Here is a 14,269-nt window from a genome sequence, read left to right on the forward strand (position 1 = left end):
GTGCGGATTGACGAGTCCTGACAGATGACACTGGTTGCGGAACATATCGAAGGCGACACCCGGGATCGTATTCTCGAGGTGGCCGAGCGGCTGTTCCGCCAGATCGGCTACCAGAAGACCACGGTCGGGGACATCGCCAAGGAGCTCAGGATGAGCCCCGCCAACGTCTATCGCTTCTTCGAATCGAAGAAGGCGATCCATCAGTCGGTGGCGCGGGCCTTGATGGGCGAGGTCGAGCTGGAGGCGCAGCGGATCGTGGCGCGGCCCGGCCCGGTCCTTCCGCGCTTCCGCGAGCTGCTCACCACCATCCACCGCATGAACACCGAGCGCTATGTCGGCGACAACAAGTTGCATGAGATGGTCGCGATCGCGATGGAGGAGGACTGGGACGTCTGCGTCGCCCATATGGAGTGCATTGCCGGGGTGATCGGCCAGGTGATCGCGCAAGGGGTGGCCTCCGGCGAGTTCGAGGCGCCCGATTTGCAGCTGGCCTCGCTGTGCGCCTGCACCGCGATGATTCGCTTCTTCCACCCCCAGATGATCGCCCAGTGCGCCACCAAGCCGGGCCCGACCATCGATCAGATGATCGATTTCGTCATCGCGGGTCTGTCGCCGCGCCACTGACGGGGCGGGAAGTTTCCTCCTATAAGCTGCTCCACCGTCATTCCGGGGCGGTCCGCAGGACCGAACCCGGAATCTCGAGATTCTCAGGTGCGCAAGTGCGCACCATAGTTCGATGCTTCGCATCGCCCCGGAATGACGGAAACGGAGAAGCCGCGCGTGACCGACAAAGACCTCTACTTCTACGAGCCCTCCAAGGGCCACGGCCTCAAGCACGATCCCTTCAACGCCATCATCGCGCCGCGGCCGATCGGCTGGATTTCGTCGCGTGACACCAAGGGCCACGTCAACCTCGCGCCCTACAGCTTCTTCAACGCGTTCTGCTACGTACCCCCGATCATCGGCTTCTCCTCCACCAACTGGAAGGACTCGGTCGAGAACATCAAGCAGACCGGCGAGTTCGTCTGGAATCTCACCACCATGGATCTCGCGAAGCACATGAACGCGACCGCCGCGCATGTCGGCCCCGAGGTCGACGAGTTCGAGATCGCTGGCCTCACCGCCGTGCCCGGCAAGCTCGTCAACGTGCCGCGCGTGGCTGAGAGCCCCGTCGCCTTCGAGTGCAAGGTGTCCGACATCGTCCGCCTCAAGGGCGCCGACGGCAAGGAGGCCGACGCCTGGCTGACGCTCGGCGAGGTCGTGGCCGTCCACATCGACAAGGCCATGATCAAGGACGGCGTCTACCAGACCGCCGCCGCCCGGCCGATCGTCCGCGCCGGCCGCCGCGGCGATTATTTCGAGATCAAGCCGGAAAACATGTTCGAGATGGTCCGGCCGGATTAGGACGGCCCTGTAGCCTGGATGGAGCCAACGGGGTCGGCGCGAAGCGCCGCCCGATGACAGGCTCCGCGAAATCCGGGTCATTCTTTCCAGTCGCACCGGCCCCGGATTGCGCTTCGCTCCATCCGGGCTACGGTCTTCCCAACGCTTCCCCCTCCCGGAACTGCCACCACGCCCCGGTCGTTATGGCCCCCGGGGCGGCCGCCCGGCCGCGTCAATTCGCATCATTTCGCGGGCGAAGTGTTCACCTCCGCCGGCCACTTTCCGCTAAAATGCCCGATAACGCGCCGATGCACGAGGTCAGCCATGAGCTTCCGCCGCGACACCCTGACAAAGCCGATCTTCTCCTGGGCGCGCGGCGTGCTGCCGGCGATGTCCGACACCGAGCGCGAGGCGCTGGAGGCGGGCGACGTCTGGTGGGACGCCGATCTCTTCACGGGCAATCCCGACTGGTCGAAATTGCTCGGCATTCCGCCGGCTAAATTGACCGACGAGGAGCAGGCCTTCCTCAACGGCCCCGTCGACGAGCTCTGCGCCATGCTCGACGAGTGGAAGATCTTCTGGGAATGGCGCGACCTGCCGCCGGATGTCTGGCACTTCGTCAAGCGCGAAAAGTTCTTCGGCATGATCATTCCGAAGGAGTTCGGTGGCCTCGGCTTCTCGCCCTACGCGCATTCGGAAGTCGTGCGCAAGATCTCGACCCGCTCGATCGCCGCTGCGGTCACTGTGATGGTGCCGAACTCGCTCGGTCCCGGCGAGCTCCTGATGCACTTCGGCACGAAAGGGCAGCGTGAGCGCTGGCTGCCGCGCCTTGCCGATGGCCGCGACATTCCCTGCTTCGGTCTCACCAGCCCGGAAGCCGGCTCCGATGCCGCCTCGATGGTCGACACCGGCATCATCTGCAAGGGCGAGTTCGAGGGCCGCGAGGTCACAGGCCTCAGGCTCAACTGGCACAAGCGCTACATCACGCTCGGCCCGGTCGCGACGCTGCTCGGTCTCGCCTTCAAGGCCTACGATCCCGATCATCTCGTCGGCAACCAGAAGGACCTCGGCATCACCGTGGCCTTGATCCCGACCAATCTGCCGGGCGTCGAGATCGGCCATCGCCACCTGCCGTCGATGCAGGTCTTCCAGAACGGTCCGAACCGGGGCCGCGACGTCTTCATCCCGCTCGACTATGTCATCGGCGGCAAGGAGCGGCTGGGGCAGGGCTGGAAGATGCTGATGACCGCGCTTGCCGCCGGCCGCGGCATCTCGCTGCCGTCGCTGTCGGCGGCGGGCGCCGCCTATGCCGCGCGCACCACCGGCGCCTATGCCCGCATCCGCGAGCAGTTCGGCATTTCCATCTCCAAGTTCGAGGGCGTCGAGGAGCCGCTCGCGCGCATCGTCGCGACCGCCTATCAGCTCGACGCGGCGCGCCGGCTGACCTGCGCGGCACTGAATGCCGGCGTCCATCCCGCCGTCATCTCCGGCATCATGAAGCTGCACGCGACCGAGCGGATGCGCACCGCAGTCGACGACGCCATGGACATCCATGGCGGCAAGGCCGTGATCGACGGTCCGCAAAACTATCTCGGCAATCTCCACCGCGCCGTGCCCGTCGGCATCACGGTCGAGGGCGCCAACATCCTGACCCGCAATCTCATCGTGTTCGGGCAGGGCGCGATCCGCGCGCATCCCTTTCTGCTCGACGAGATGAATGCGCTGGCCGACACCGACCGCGAACGCGGGCTCGCCGCGTTCGACAAGGCATTCTGGAAGCATGTCGGCCACAGCTTCAATACGTTGCTCCGCGCCTTCGGCCGGAGCTGGACGTTTGGCGCCTTCGCGCTTGCGCCTGATGCGGGCGACGCCACGCCATTCTATCGCCAGCTCGCGCGTTACTCCGCGGCGTTCGCGCTCTGCGCCGACATGGCGCTGCTTACGCTCGGCGGTGCGCTGAAGCGCAAGGAGATGCTGTCGGCCCGCTTCGGCGACATCCTCTCCGAACTGTACTTGCTCTCGGCCGCGCTCAAACGCTGGCAGGACGAGGGCCGCCAGAAGGAGGACTTTGCGGCGCTGGAATGGTGCATGGCGACCGGCTTCAGGACCATCGAGACCCGGCTTGCGGAGATCCTCGCCAATTTGCCCAACCGCTTTGTCGCACTCATCCTCAAGCTCGTGGTGCAACCCTTCGGCGCCCGCGTGCTCGGCCCCTCCGACCGTGTCGTGCACCAATGCGCTGGCATCGTGCTGGAGCCTTCGGCCGCGCGGGAGCGCCTCACGCCGGATCTGGCCCATGTCGACGATGACGGCGGCTTTGCCCGGCTCGAGCGCGCGTTCAAGCTGGTCGCAGGCACCGATGCCATCGCCAAGCGCATGCGCGCGGCGCATATGAGCGACTGGAAGGACGCGGTGGCCAAGGGCGTGGTCACGCAGTCCGAGGGCGAGCAGCTCGCGGCGGCCCGCGAAGCCGTCACAAAAGTGATCGAGGTCGACGATTTTGCGCCGGAGGCGCTGTCGCCGATTTACAGGAAAACCGGCGACGTGCATCAGTTCTTCCAGGAACTCGGTGAACAGAGGGCGGCGAGCTGATGGCACGACCGGTTTTCATCGTCGACGGCAGCCGGACGCCGTTTCTAAAAGCGCGCTCGGGGCCGGGGCCGTTCACCCCGGTCGACCTCGCCGTGCAGTGCGGACGACCGCTGCTGGCGCGCCAGCCGTTTGCACCAACTGATTTCGACCAGGTCATCCTCGGCTGCGTCAACGTGATCGCGGACGAGATGAATCCGGCCCGCGTCGCGGCGCTCCGGCTCGGCATGGGCGAGGACATGGTCGCCTTCACCGTGCAGATCAATTGCGGCTCCGGCATGCAGTCGATCGACACGGCCTATCGCTACATCCGCGAGGGCCATGCCAACATGGTCCTCGCCGGCGGCACCGAGGCGCTGAGCCACGCCCCGCTGGTCTGGCCGAATTCCGGGGTGCGCTGGTTCGCCGGCCTTGCCACGGCCAAGGGCGTGGCCGCGAAGCTCGGCGCTGCGTTCAAGCTGCGCCCGCGCGATCTCAAGCCGATCATCGGGCTCGAGCGCGGGCTGACCGATCCCATCACCGAGCTGAACATGGGCCAGACCGCCGAGGTCGTCGGCCATCTCTTCGGCATCACCCGCGCGCAGTCCGATGCCTATGCCGCCGAAAGCCATCGCCGGCTCGCACATGCGCAAGGCGCGGGCTTTCTCAAGGGCGAGGTCGAGACGGCGTTCTCCCGCGACGGAAAATTCTTCGACCATGACGATGGCGTCCGCCCGGACTCGACGGCCGAGACGCTCGCAAAGCTCCGCCCGGTGTTCGAACGCCCCTGGGGCCAGGTCACCGCGGGCAATTCGTCGCAGATCACCGATGGCGCCTCCTGGGTGATCCTCGCCTCCGACGAGGCGGTCGCCAAGCACAGGCTGACGCCGAAGGCTGTGATCGTCGACAGCAACTGGGCCGCGCTCGATCCTGCTATCATGGGGCTCGGTCCGGTGATGTCGGCGACGCCGCTGCTCCAGCGCAACGACCTCACCATCCAGGACGTCGAAACCTGGGAGCTGAACGAGGCCTTTGCCACGCAGGTGCTCGGCTGTCTTGCCGCCTGGAACGACGACAAGTTCTGCCGCGAGATTTTGGGCCTCGACGGCGCGGCCGGAGAGATCGATCGCGAGAAGCTCAATGTCGATGGCGGCGCGATCTCGCTTGGCCATCCCGTCGGCACCTCCGGTAACCGCATCGTGCTGCATCTCGTCAACGCGATGAAGCGGCTCGGCACGCGGCGCGGCGTTGCCACCGAATGTATCGGCGGTGGGCTCGGCGGCGCCATGCTGATCGAGGCGGTGTGACCATGGACTCGAAGATCATGACCGCGCTCGGCGACCGCGTCCTGACGCTCGGGCCTCAGCCCGCGGCAGACGGCCCGTACAAGCACTTCAAGCTGACGCGCGATGCCGACGGCGTCGCCTGGCTGCTGTTCGACCGCGCCGATGCGAGCGCCAACACGCTGTCCTCCGACGTGATGGAGGAGTTCGACGCCGTGCTCGCGGCGATCGAGACCGAGCGTCCCGCCGGCCTCGTGGTCCGCTCCGCAAAGCCGTCCGGCTTCATTGCCGGTGCCGATGTCAACGAATTCCGTGGCGCCAGCGATCCCGCGATGGTGGAGACACGCATCCGTGCCGCGCACGCCGTCGTCGATCATCTGGAAGCGCTAAAACTGCCGACGGTCGCCGTCATCCACGGCTTCTGCCTCGGCGGCGGGCTCGAGGTCGCGCTTGCCTGCCAGTCGCGCATCGCCATCGACGGCGCGCGCTTCGGCTTCCCCGAGGTGATGCTCGGCCTGCATCCGGGCCTCGGCGGCACCGCGCGCTTCACTGCGCTGGTCAACCCGACGCAGTCGATGGCGCTGATGCTGACCGGCCGCACCATCGATGCGCGCCGCGCCAGATCGCTCGGCCTGGTCGATACCGTCACGCAGGAGCGCCATGTCGCTCACGCGGTGAAGGATGCATTGTTCGGCCGCTTGAAGCGGGCGCGTCCTGGCTTTCTCACGCGCGCGGCCAATTTCGGTCCCGTGCGCGGGCTGCTGGCCAAGCGCATGCGCTCGGAGGCGGCGAAGGCCGCGTCTCGCGAGCACTATCCGGCGCCCTACGCGCTGATCGATCTCTGGGAGACCCATGGCGGCAGCAAGGCCGCGATGTTGAAGGCCGAGCAGGCCTCGTTCGCCAAGCTGATGGTGACGCCGACCGCGCAGAACCTGATCCGCGTGTTCTTCCTGCGCGAGCAGATGAAGAAGGCCGCAGGCCCCGGCAACACCGTCAAGCGTGTTCATGTCATCGGCGCCGGCGCCATGGGCGGCGACATCGCGGCCTGGTGTGCGGGGCAGGGGATGCGGGTCTCGCTCGCCGACATGAAGGCTGAGCCCATTGCAGGCGCGGTGAAGCGCGCCGCCGAGCTCTACGGCAAGATCATCCGCAAGCCGACCGACGTGCGTGACGCGCTCGACCGCCTGATCCCGGACATGGACGGTGAGGGCGTCCGCAACGCCGATCTCATCATCGAGGCGGTGCCTGAAAAGCTCGAGCTGAAGCAGAAGGTCTATGCCGGCCTCGAGCCGCGAATGAAGCCGGGCGCGATCCTCGCGACCAACACGTCGAGCATTCCGCTGCAGGATCTGCGCACCACGCTGGTGCAGCCGGAGCGGCTGGTCGGCCTGCATTTCTTCAACCCTGTGTCGCGGTTGCAGTTGGTGGAGGTCGTCAGCCATGACGGTAACGACGCGCAGGTGCTCAAGGAAGCGCTCGCCTTCGTCGGTGCGATCGACCGCTTGCCGCTGCCGGTGAAGAGCTCGCCAGGCTTCCTCGTCAACCGCGCGCTGACGCCCTACATGCTGGAAGCGATGGTGATGCTGGACGAGAAGACCGACCAGCGCCTGATCGACGCTGCGGCCGAACAGTTCGGCATGCCGATGGGGCCGATCGAGCTCGCCGACCAGGTCGGGCTCGACATCTGCCTCGACGTCGGCGACATGCTGCGCACCAGGTTCGGCGATCTCTTGCCGCCGACGCCGGCCTGGCTGCGCGAGAAGGTCGCCAAGGGCGAGCTCGGCCGCAAGACCGGCAGGGGCTTTTACGTCTGGAAGGACGGCAAGGCGGAGAAGCAACCGCTCCCCGAGACCGGCCCGCGCATCACCGACCAGATGATCGACCGCCTGGTCCTGCCGATGTCCAATGTCTGCGTCGCGGCGTTGCGCGAAGGCATCGTCGACGATCCCGATGCGGTCGACGGCGCCATGATCTTCGGCACGGGTTACGCACCGTTCCGCGGCGGCCCGCTGAATTATGCGCGCACGCGCGGCGTGGAAAATGTCGTATCCACCTTGCGCGCGCTGGCCGAACGATTCGGCGGGCGCTTTGCGCCCGATCCGGGCTGGGACAGTTTCAAGTGAGAGAGGCATGAGCGAACAAGCGAATACCGGGCCGGGCGGCGATCTCTGCATCCGCACGCTGGCCATGCCCGCCGACACCAACGCCAATGGCGACATCTTCGGCGGCTGGCTGCTCAGCCAGATGGACGTCGGCGGCGGCGTGTTCGCGTCGAAAGTCGCGAAGTCGCGCACCGTGACCGTCGCGATCGAAGCGATGAATTTTCGCAAGGCGGTCTATGTCGGCGATCTCGTCTCGGTTCACGCCCACCTCGTCCGCGTCGGGCGCACCTCGATCACCGTGCACCTGGAAGCCTGGGCGCTGCGTCGTGGAGAGCAGCATCCGTTCCTCGTCACCGACGGCAATTTCACCTACGTGTCGATCGACGAGCACGGCCGCCCGCAGGCGGTTCGCCCGACCGACACGGCGATCGCGACGTAATCGCGCGCGGCGCTTTGCCCTCTCACGAAAACTTGCAGCGCGCCAAACGCGGCGCGGCTGAGTCAACGCGTCGCGGCTTTGCCAAGAAGCAGTCATAAAACGGATGAGGTCGCCGCGTACCCATTAGCGCGTCGATTCGGGGTGGAAACCGGTTGATTTGCCCTAGGAACCAAAGGGCAGTCATGCCGTTATTTGCCCGCACTGAGGAATCAACGGGCCATGCCGGACAGCTACATCATCGAAGTTAATTCCGAGACCGCGGGCATCGTGGTTCGTGGTCACGGAGGATACTGCTTCTTCGCCTCGTCCCACCAGTTCAATCGCCTCGAAGGCCAGCTCTTCCGCAATGCGCGCGAAGCCGAGCGCGCTGCGCGCAAGCTGGTTAACGGCGACGTGAAGGAAGCGGCGTAAGCGGCTTCTGCCGGTGACTTCTGACGCGCGAAGCGTGGTCGGAATTTTTTGCAGCCCTTGATGCTGCTGACTTTTCCTTCTCCCCTTGTGGGAGAAGGTGGCGTAGGCCGCCCTCGGCGGCCGTTCTTGAGAGAGCGCCGAAGCAAAGCTTCGGCTATAGCGCCGGATGACGGGTATATCTCCGCATATTCAAATAGAAACGAGTTCGCGGAGAAATACCCCTCATCCGTCTCGCCGCTCTGCGGCGAGCCGCCCTCTCCCGCAAGGGGAGAGGGCAAGAGTCGCATCACAACTTCGTCGCGGAGCGCGACAACAGCTTCCAATCGTCGCCCTGCTTCAACCAGTTCATCAGGATATGAAGGCTGTTTGCCACTTTCTGTCCGCCGGTCATCATTTCGGCCAGCCAGTGGAAGCGCACGATCGCGACGGGGCCGACGATCTTGATGGTCGGGTCCTTGTACGTAATCGACAGGAACTCCGTCTTGCCGTCGGTGGCGTTGGCGACGAAGGCCGCCTTGTCCTCGAGGAAGCCGTTGGAGTGGCTGTAGCTCAGATCATCCGCGCACAGCGCACTGAGTGCCTTCGGGTCGGCCGCGATCTGGGCGAGACGAAATGCCTCGAGGTTTCTTGCCACCGCCTCGTGGTCCGTCGTGGCGGCATGATCGCGATTCAGTGTCATCGTATGCTCCGGTCTTGATCTTGCGCCCACTGTTGCAGCCGCACTTGATTTTGTCGAGATTCAGGTCGCAATACGCTGCATTACGCTAGGTGACGCGATTTCTGACGCGGAAAGCGTGGTCGGAGTTTTTTGCAGCCTGATGCTGCTGCCTTCTTCTCCCCTCGGGAGAGAAGGCGGCCTATGTCACCCTCTCCCGCAAGGGGAGAGGGTGAGGGCCGTCATCACAACTTCGTTGCGGCCCGCGACAGCAGCTTCCAGTCGTCGCCCTGCTTCTGCCAGTTCATCAGGATGTGAAGGTTGGTCGGCACTTTTTTCCCATCGGCCGCCATCTCCTGTTCCGCCACCCAGTGGAAGCGCACGATCGCAGCGGGGCCGACGACCTTGATGGTCGGGTCCTTGTATTCGATCGACAGGAATTTCGACTTGCCGTCGGTGGCGTTGGTCACGAAGGTCGCCTTGTCCTCGACCTTGCCGCTGGAATGGCTGTAACTCACATCGTCGGCGCAGAGCGCGCCGAGCGCCTTGGGATCGGCCGCGATCTGGGCCAGGCGGAAGGCCTCGACCTTTTTCGCCACGGCTTCCTCATCCGCCGAGGCTGCCAGCGCCGGTGCTGTGAGAGCGAGCGCGGAGAGAGCAAGGGTCGAGAGAGCCAGATCGCGTCGGTTGATCGTCATCGTTTCCTCCTTTTTGATCTTGTACGGAGTGTTGCAGCCGCGCGCGGCTTTGTCGAGTGTCGCGTGGTGGTCATGTCCATGCGTCATTGCGCGATCGGGGCTGCATTGATACGTGTTTCGCATTGATGCGTCGTGCATTCGGGAAAGTACGGAAATGATCGAAGGCAAAGGGCAAGCGCAGGGGCAAATGCAAGGACAAGTGCGAGGGCAAATGATGGGCAAGGCATTGCTGTTCGACATCGACGGCACGCTCGCCAACACCGACCCGCTGCACTTGAAGGCCTTCAACCAGGTGCTCGGGCCGCGCGGCCATGTGTTCGATCACGCGCGCTTCTCCAGGGAGCTGCAAGGCTTCGCCAATGCGTCGATCGGCGAGCGCTTTCTGCCCGACGAAACGGTGGAGCGGCGCGCCAAGATCCTCGGCGAGAAGGAAGAGGTCTTCCGCACGCTCGTCGCCGGGCAGATCGAGCCGCTGCCGGGCCTGATGGCGCTGCTCGACCGTGCGGATGCAGCCGGCATTCCCATGGTGGCCGTGACCAACGCGCCGCGCCTCAACGCGGAGCTGCTGCTTTCGGGCCTCGGCATCACGGCGCGGTTCAAGGCGATCGTCATCGGGGACGAGCTGCCGCACGGCAAGCCGCATCCGCTCCCGTATCAGGAAGGGTTGCGCTTCGTCGGCGCCAGCGCGCAGGCCTCGATCGCGTTCGAGGATTCCCGCTCCGGCGTGCAGTCGGCAGCGGCTGCCGGCATCCCGACCATCGGGATGCGCACCAGCCTCAGCCATGCTGACCTTGTTTCCGCCGGCGCGGTCGCGTCCGCCGCTGCTTACGATGATCCGGCGCTGCTGGCGCGCCTCGCCGCCGCGATGGCGTGGTGAGAGGCTTCGTCCGTTAACCGTGATCGCCACGCGCATTGACCGCACGCGCGAACCGCCGCACGATGCGGTATCCTGATTTGAGGCCATCGCCGTGACCGGATTGACCCATCGCCAAGCCGAGATCCTCAACATCGCGCGCGCTTCCGGCCGCGTCATGGTCGAGGAGCTCGCGCGCCGGTTCGAGGTCTCGGCGCAGACCATCCGCAAGGATCTCAACGATCTCTGCGAGCGCCGCTCGCTGACCCGCATCCATGGCGGCGCCATCATTGCCTCCGGCGTGGAAAACCTCGCCTACGAGGCGAGACGGTTCGTCGCTGCCGACGAGAAGAAGGCGATCGGCGCTGCCGCCGCCTCGCTGATCCCGAACGGCTGCTCGCTCTTCATCAACATCGGCACCACGACCGAGGAGGTCGCGAGCGCGCTGACCTCGCACGAGGATCTCCTCGTCATCACCAACAATCTCAACGTCGCGATGCTGCTCTACCGCCATCCCCGCATCGAGGTGGTGGTCGCGGGCGGCACGGTGCGGCGCGCCGACGGCGCCGTGGTCGGCTCCACCGCGACGCAGCTGATCGGCCAGTTCAAGGTCGACTACGCCATCATCGGGGCGTCCGCGATCGACGAGGAGGGCGCGCTGCTCGACTTCGACTATCGCGAGGTGCAGGTGGCGCAAGCCATCATCGCCAATGCCCGCAGCGTCATGCTGGTGGCCGACTCCACCAAGCTTCGCCGTAGCGCCCCGGTGCGCATCGCCCATATCAGCCAGATCCAGACCTTCGTGACCGACCAGGAACTGCCCGAGCGCCTCGCCACCATCTGCCACAGCAAGGGCATCGAGGTGATGGAGGCGATGCCGAAGGCCGCAGGGGATATCGAAGATTCTCCGGCCGAGACGACGCAGGACGCCGCGCCTGAGGGTGCACCGGTGGTCAGGCTGCGGTAGCGCGACAGCCCCCGCATCGTCATGGCCGGGCTTGACCCGGTCATCCCACGTCAGCAGCACATAGAACGTCGATGCCCGGGACAATCCCGGGCATGACGGCGCACGGCTGAATTGTGGCCGTCGCTCCCCCGAGGGTGGCGCTTGCCTATATCCTCACCCCGCTGCCCACAAAAAATGTTCCACTTTCACTTCCTGTCGCCCCTCTTTCATCTTGCTTTCGTTTTTCGGTGTGATCTAATCAAAAACGAAAGTAGTCGCTCGAAGGAACGAGCGGTCGCCGGGGGATGCGTCTGTTGGAGCGTATTTTCGACCTCGCCATTATCGGAGGCGGTGTTAACGGCTGCGGCATCGCGCGCGACGCGGTGGGCCGGGGCAACACGGTTTTCCTGTGCGAAATGAACGATTTGGCGAGCGGGACATCGTCCTGGTCGACCAAGCTGGTGCACGGTGGCCTGCGCTATCTCGAATATTACGAGTTTCGCCTGGTCCGCGAGGCGCTGATCGAGCGCGAGATTCTCTGGGGCATCGCGCCCCATATCATCCGTCCCCTGCGTTTCGTTTTGCCGCATCACGCCGGCCTGCGCCCGGCCTGGCTGCTGCGCCTCGGCCTCTTTCTCTATGATCATATCGGCGGCCGGCACCTGCTGCCGGCGACGCGCTCGGTCGATCTCAGGCGTGATGAAGTCGGCCGTCCGCTGATCCCGAACCGCTACTCTCGCGCGTTCGAATATTCCGACTGCTTCGTCGACGACGCCCGTCTCGTCGTGCTCAACGCGCGCGATGCCGCCGACAAGGGCGCCGAGATCCGCACCCGCACCCGCGCGACCGACATCAAGCAGTCTGACGGCGTCTGGACCGTCAGCATGGTCAACACGCTGACCGGCGAGCGGTCGTCGATCCAGGCCCGCGCGTTGATCAACGCCGGCGGCCCCTGGGTCGAGGACGTGCTCGGCCGCGGCGCTGGCGTGAACGCCAAAGCCAAGGTGCGGCTGGTGCAGGGCTCGCACATCGTGGTCAAGAAGCTCTACGACCACGACCGCGCCTACATGTTCCAGAACGCGGACGGCCGCATCATCTTCGTGATCCCGTACCAGGATGACTTCACGCTGATCGGTACGACGGACCGTGATTATGACGGCGATCCCGCCAAGGTGAAGGCGACGCCCGAGGAGATCCAGTATCTCTGCGCCGCCGCGAGCGAGTATCTGGCCAAGCCGGTGACGTCAGAGGACGTGGTCTGGACCTATTCCGGTGTGCGACCGCTTTATGACGACGGCGCCAGCGAAGCCAAGGCGGCGACGCGCGACTACGTGTTCGAGCTCGACACACCCGGCGGCGTGCCGCTGCTCTCGATCTATGGCGGCAAGATCACGACCTATCGCCGGCTCGCCGAAGAGGCGCTGGAACGGCTCGCGCCCTATCTTCGCAGTGCGAAAGCACGCGAAGGCTGGACCGGCAAATGGCCGCTGCCCGGCGGCGACATGGGCGTGTCCGACGTCGACGGCCTGATCGCCGAGCTCCAGCGCGGCTACCCCTTCCTCAGCCACGAGCACGCCCGCCGTCTCGCCCGGGCTTACGGTACCCGCGCCATCAAGCTGCTCGGCGATGCCAAATCGGCCGCCGACCTCGGCGAGGCCTTCGGCGCGACGCTGACCGAGCGCGAGGTCCGCTACCTCATCGCCAACGAATGGGCCGTCACGGCGGACGACATCGTCTGGCGCCGCTCCAAGCTTGGCCTGCGACTATCTGCCGACGAGATCTCTGCATTGAACGACTGGATTGCAACCCACGCTGTGCCGCAAAGTCCCCTGCTGGAAGCGGGAGGACGCTCATGAGCGTGACGCTCGATCATGTGACCCGGACCGTCGAGGGGATACCGCATATCCGCGACGTCTCGCTGACGCTCGAGAGCGGCACGCTCAACGTGCTGCTCGGGCCGACGCTGTCCGGCAAGACCTCGATCATGCGGCTGCTCGCCGGCCTCGACAAGCCGACGACGGGCAAGCTGCTGGTCAACGGCAAGGACGTCACCGGCGCCGACGTGCGCCAGCGTTCGGTCGCCATGGTCTACCAGCAGTTCATCAACTACCCCTCGCTGTCCGTCTACGAGAACATCGCCTCGCCCTTGCGCGTGCAGGGCAAGCCGCGCGCGGAGATCGAACAGCGTGTTGCGGAGGCCGCAAAACTGCTGCGGCTCGAGCCGTTCCTGAAGCGCACGCCGCTCCAGCTCTCCGGTGGCCAGCAGCAGCGCACCGCGATCGCGCGCGCGCTGGTGAAGGGCGCCGATCTCGTTCTGCTCGACGAGCCGCTCGCCAATCTGGACTACAAGCTTCGCGAGGAGCTGCGCGCCGAGCTGCCGCGCATCTTCGAGGCCTCCGGCGCGATCTTCGTCTATGCCACCACCGAGCCGACCGAGGCGCTGCTGCTGGGCGGCAACACGGTCTGCATGTGGGAAGGGCAGGCGCTCCAGATCGGCGAGACCGCCAACGTCTATCGCCGGCCGCAGACTCTTCGCGTCGCGCAGGTGTTCTCCGATCCGCCGCTCAACCTCGTCGGCATCGAGAAGAGGAGCGGCTCCGTGCAATATGCCGGCGGCGCAACGTCGCCGGCCTCCGGTCTCTATTCATCGCTGGCCGACGGCGCCTATCGCGTCGGCTTTCGCGCCCACCAGCTTGCGCTCGCCAATGGCGAGGCCGACCGCCACGCCTTCCATGCCACGGTGACGGTGACCGAGATCACCGGTTCGGAGAGTTTCGTGCATCTGACCCGCGACGGATCGAACTGGGTGGCGGTGCTGCACGGCGTGCACGAGTTCGAGCCCGGCCAGACCATTGACGCCGTGCTCGATCCGAATGATGTCTTCGTGTTCGACGCGGCCGATCGCCTCGTCGCAGCGCCTGCTACCTGAGG

Annotated in this window: 13 protein-coding genes; 11 read left to right on the forward strand and 2 right to left on the reverse strand. The window is 65.6% G+C overall.

Going from position 1 to position 14,269, the window contains the following annotated elements; translation table 11 throughout:
• Positions 1-24 precede the first annotated feature (24 nt).
• From NLM15_RS10130 to NLM15_RS10160, 7 genes are all read left to right on the forward strand, one after another.
• Entirely contained in the window at positions 25-624 is a 600-nt protein-coding gene (locus tag NLM15_RS10130) for a TetR/AcrR family transcriptional regulator (protein WP_254116817.1), read from the forward strand.
• A gap of 156 nt (positions 625-780) precedes the next feature.
• Positions 781-1,404, forward strand: a complete 624-nt coding sequence (locus tag NLM15_RS10135; RefSeq protein WP_092028987.1) for a flavin reductase family protein — start codon at positions 781-783, stop codon at positions 1,402-1,404.
• Between the two features lie 303 nt (positions 1,405-1,707).
• A complete protein-coding gene (locus tag NLM15_RS10140) occupies positions 1,708-3,975 on the forward strand; it encodes an acyl-CoA dehydrogenase (RefSeq protein WP_254116818.1) in 2,268 nt (755 codons plus the stop codon).
• Positions 3,975-5,258, forward strand: a complete 1,284-nt coding sequence (locus NLM15_RS10145; protein ID WP_254116819.1) for an acetyl-CoA C-acetyltransferase — start codon at positions 3,975-3,977, stop codon at positions 5,256-5,258. Before NLM15_RS10140 ends, NLM15_RS10145 begins: the two co-directional genes overlap by 1 nt.
• 2 nt (positions 5,259-5,260) lie before the next feature.
• Positions 5,261-7,357, forward strand: a complete 2,097-nt coding sequence (locus NLM15_RS10150) for a 3-hydroxyacyl-CoA dehydrogenase NAD-binding domain-containing protein (protein WP_254116820.1) — start codon at positions 5,261-5,263, stop codon at positions 7,355-7,357.
• A gap of 7 nt (positions 7,358-7,364) precedes the next feature.
• On the forward strand, positions 7,365-7,775 hold the full coding sequence (locus NLM15_RS10155) for an acyl-CoA thioesterase (RefSeq protein WP_254116821.1): 411 nt from the start codon (positions 7,365-7,367) through the stop codon (positions 7,773-7,775).
• Positions 7,776-7,994: 219 nt separating this feature from the next.
• On the forward strand, positions 7,995-8,186 hold the full coding sequence (locus tag NLM15_RS10160) for a hypothetical protein (protein WP_212237565.1): 192 nt from the start codon (positions 7,995-7,997) through the stop codon (positions 8,184-8,186).
• Between the two features lie 286 nt (positions 8,187-8,472).
• Here NLM15_RS10160 and NLM15_RS10165 read toward each other — a convergent pair whose 3' ends face one another.
• Positions 8,473-8,865, reverse strand: coding sequence for a nuclear transport factor 2 family protein (locus NLM15_RS10165; RefSeq protein WP_254116822.1), 393 nt, complete (start codon positions 8,863-8,865; stop codon positions 8,473-8,475).
• 221 nt (positions 8,866-9,086) lie between these two features.
• A complete protein-coding gene (locus NLM15_RS10170; protein ID WP_254116823.1) occupies positions 9,087-9,539 on the reverse strand; it encodes a nuclear transport factor 2 family protein in 453 nt (150 codons plus the stop codon).
• Positions 9,540-9,750: 211 nt separating this feature from the next.
• Between NLM15_RS10170 and NLM15_RS10175 the strand changes: the two genes are divergently transcribed.
• From NLM15_RS10175 to NLM15_RS10190, 4 genes are all read left to right on the forward strand, one after another.
• Positions 9,751-10,416, forward strand: a complete 666-nt coding sequence (locus NLM15_RS10175) for an HAD family phosphatase (RefSeq protein WP_254116824.1) — start codon at positions 9,751-9,753, stop codon at positions 10,414-10,416.
• A gap of 91 nt (positions 10,417-10,507) precedes the next feature.
• Positions 10,508-11,359, forward strand: coding sequence for a DeoR/GlpR family DNA-binding transcription regulator (locus NLM15_RS10180; protein WP_254116825.1), 852 nt, complete (start codon positions 10,508-10,510; stop codon positions 11,357-11,359).
• A gap of 284 nt (positions 11,360-11,643) precedes the next feature.
• Positions 11,644-13,194 carry a glycerol-3-phosphate dehydrogenase gene (gene glpD, locus NLM15_RS10185; protein WP_254116826.1) on the forward strand — a complete coding sequence of 517 codons (1,551 nt, stop codon included), beginning with the start codon at positions 11,644-11,646 and terminating at the stop codon, positions 13,192-13,194.
• Complete coding sequence (locus NLM15_RS10190; protein ID WP_254116827.1) at positions 13,191-14,267, forward strand: ABC transporter ATP-binding protein; 1,077 nt, start codon at positions 13,191-13,193, stop codon at positions 14,265-14,267. Before glpD ends, NLM15_RS10190 begins: the two co-directional genes overlap by 4 nt.
• The last annotated feature ends 2 nt before the right edge of the window (positions 14,268-14,269 follow it).

This window comes from Bradyrhizobium sp. CCGB20 (genome assembly GCF_024199855.1).
Classification (GTDB): Bacteria; Pseudomonadota; Alphaproteobacteria; order Rhizobiales; family Xanthobacteraceae; genus Bradyrhizobium.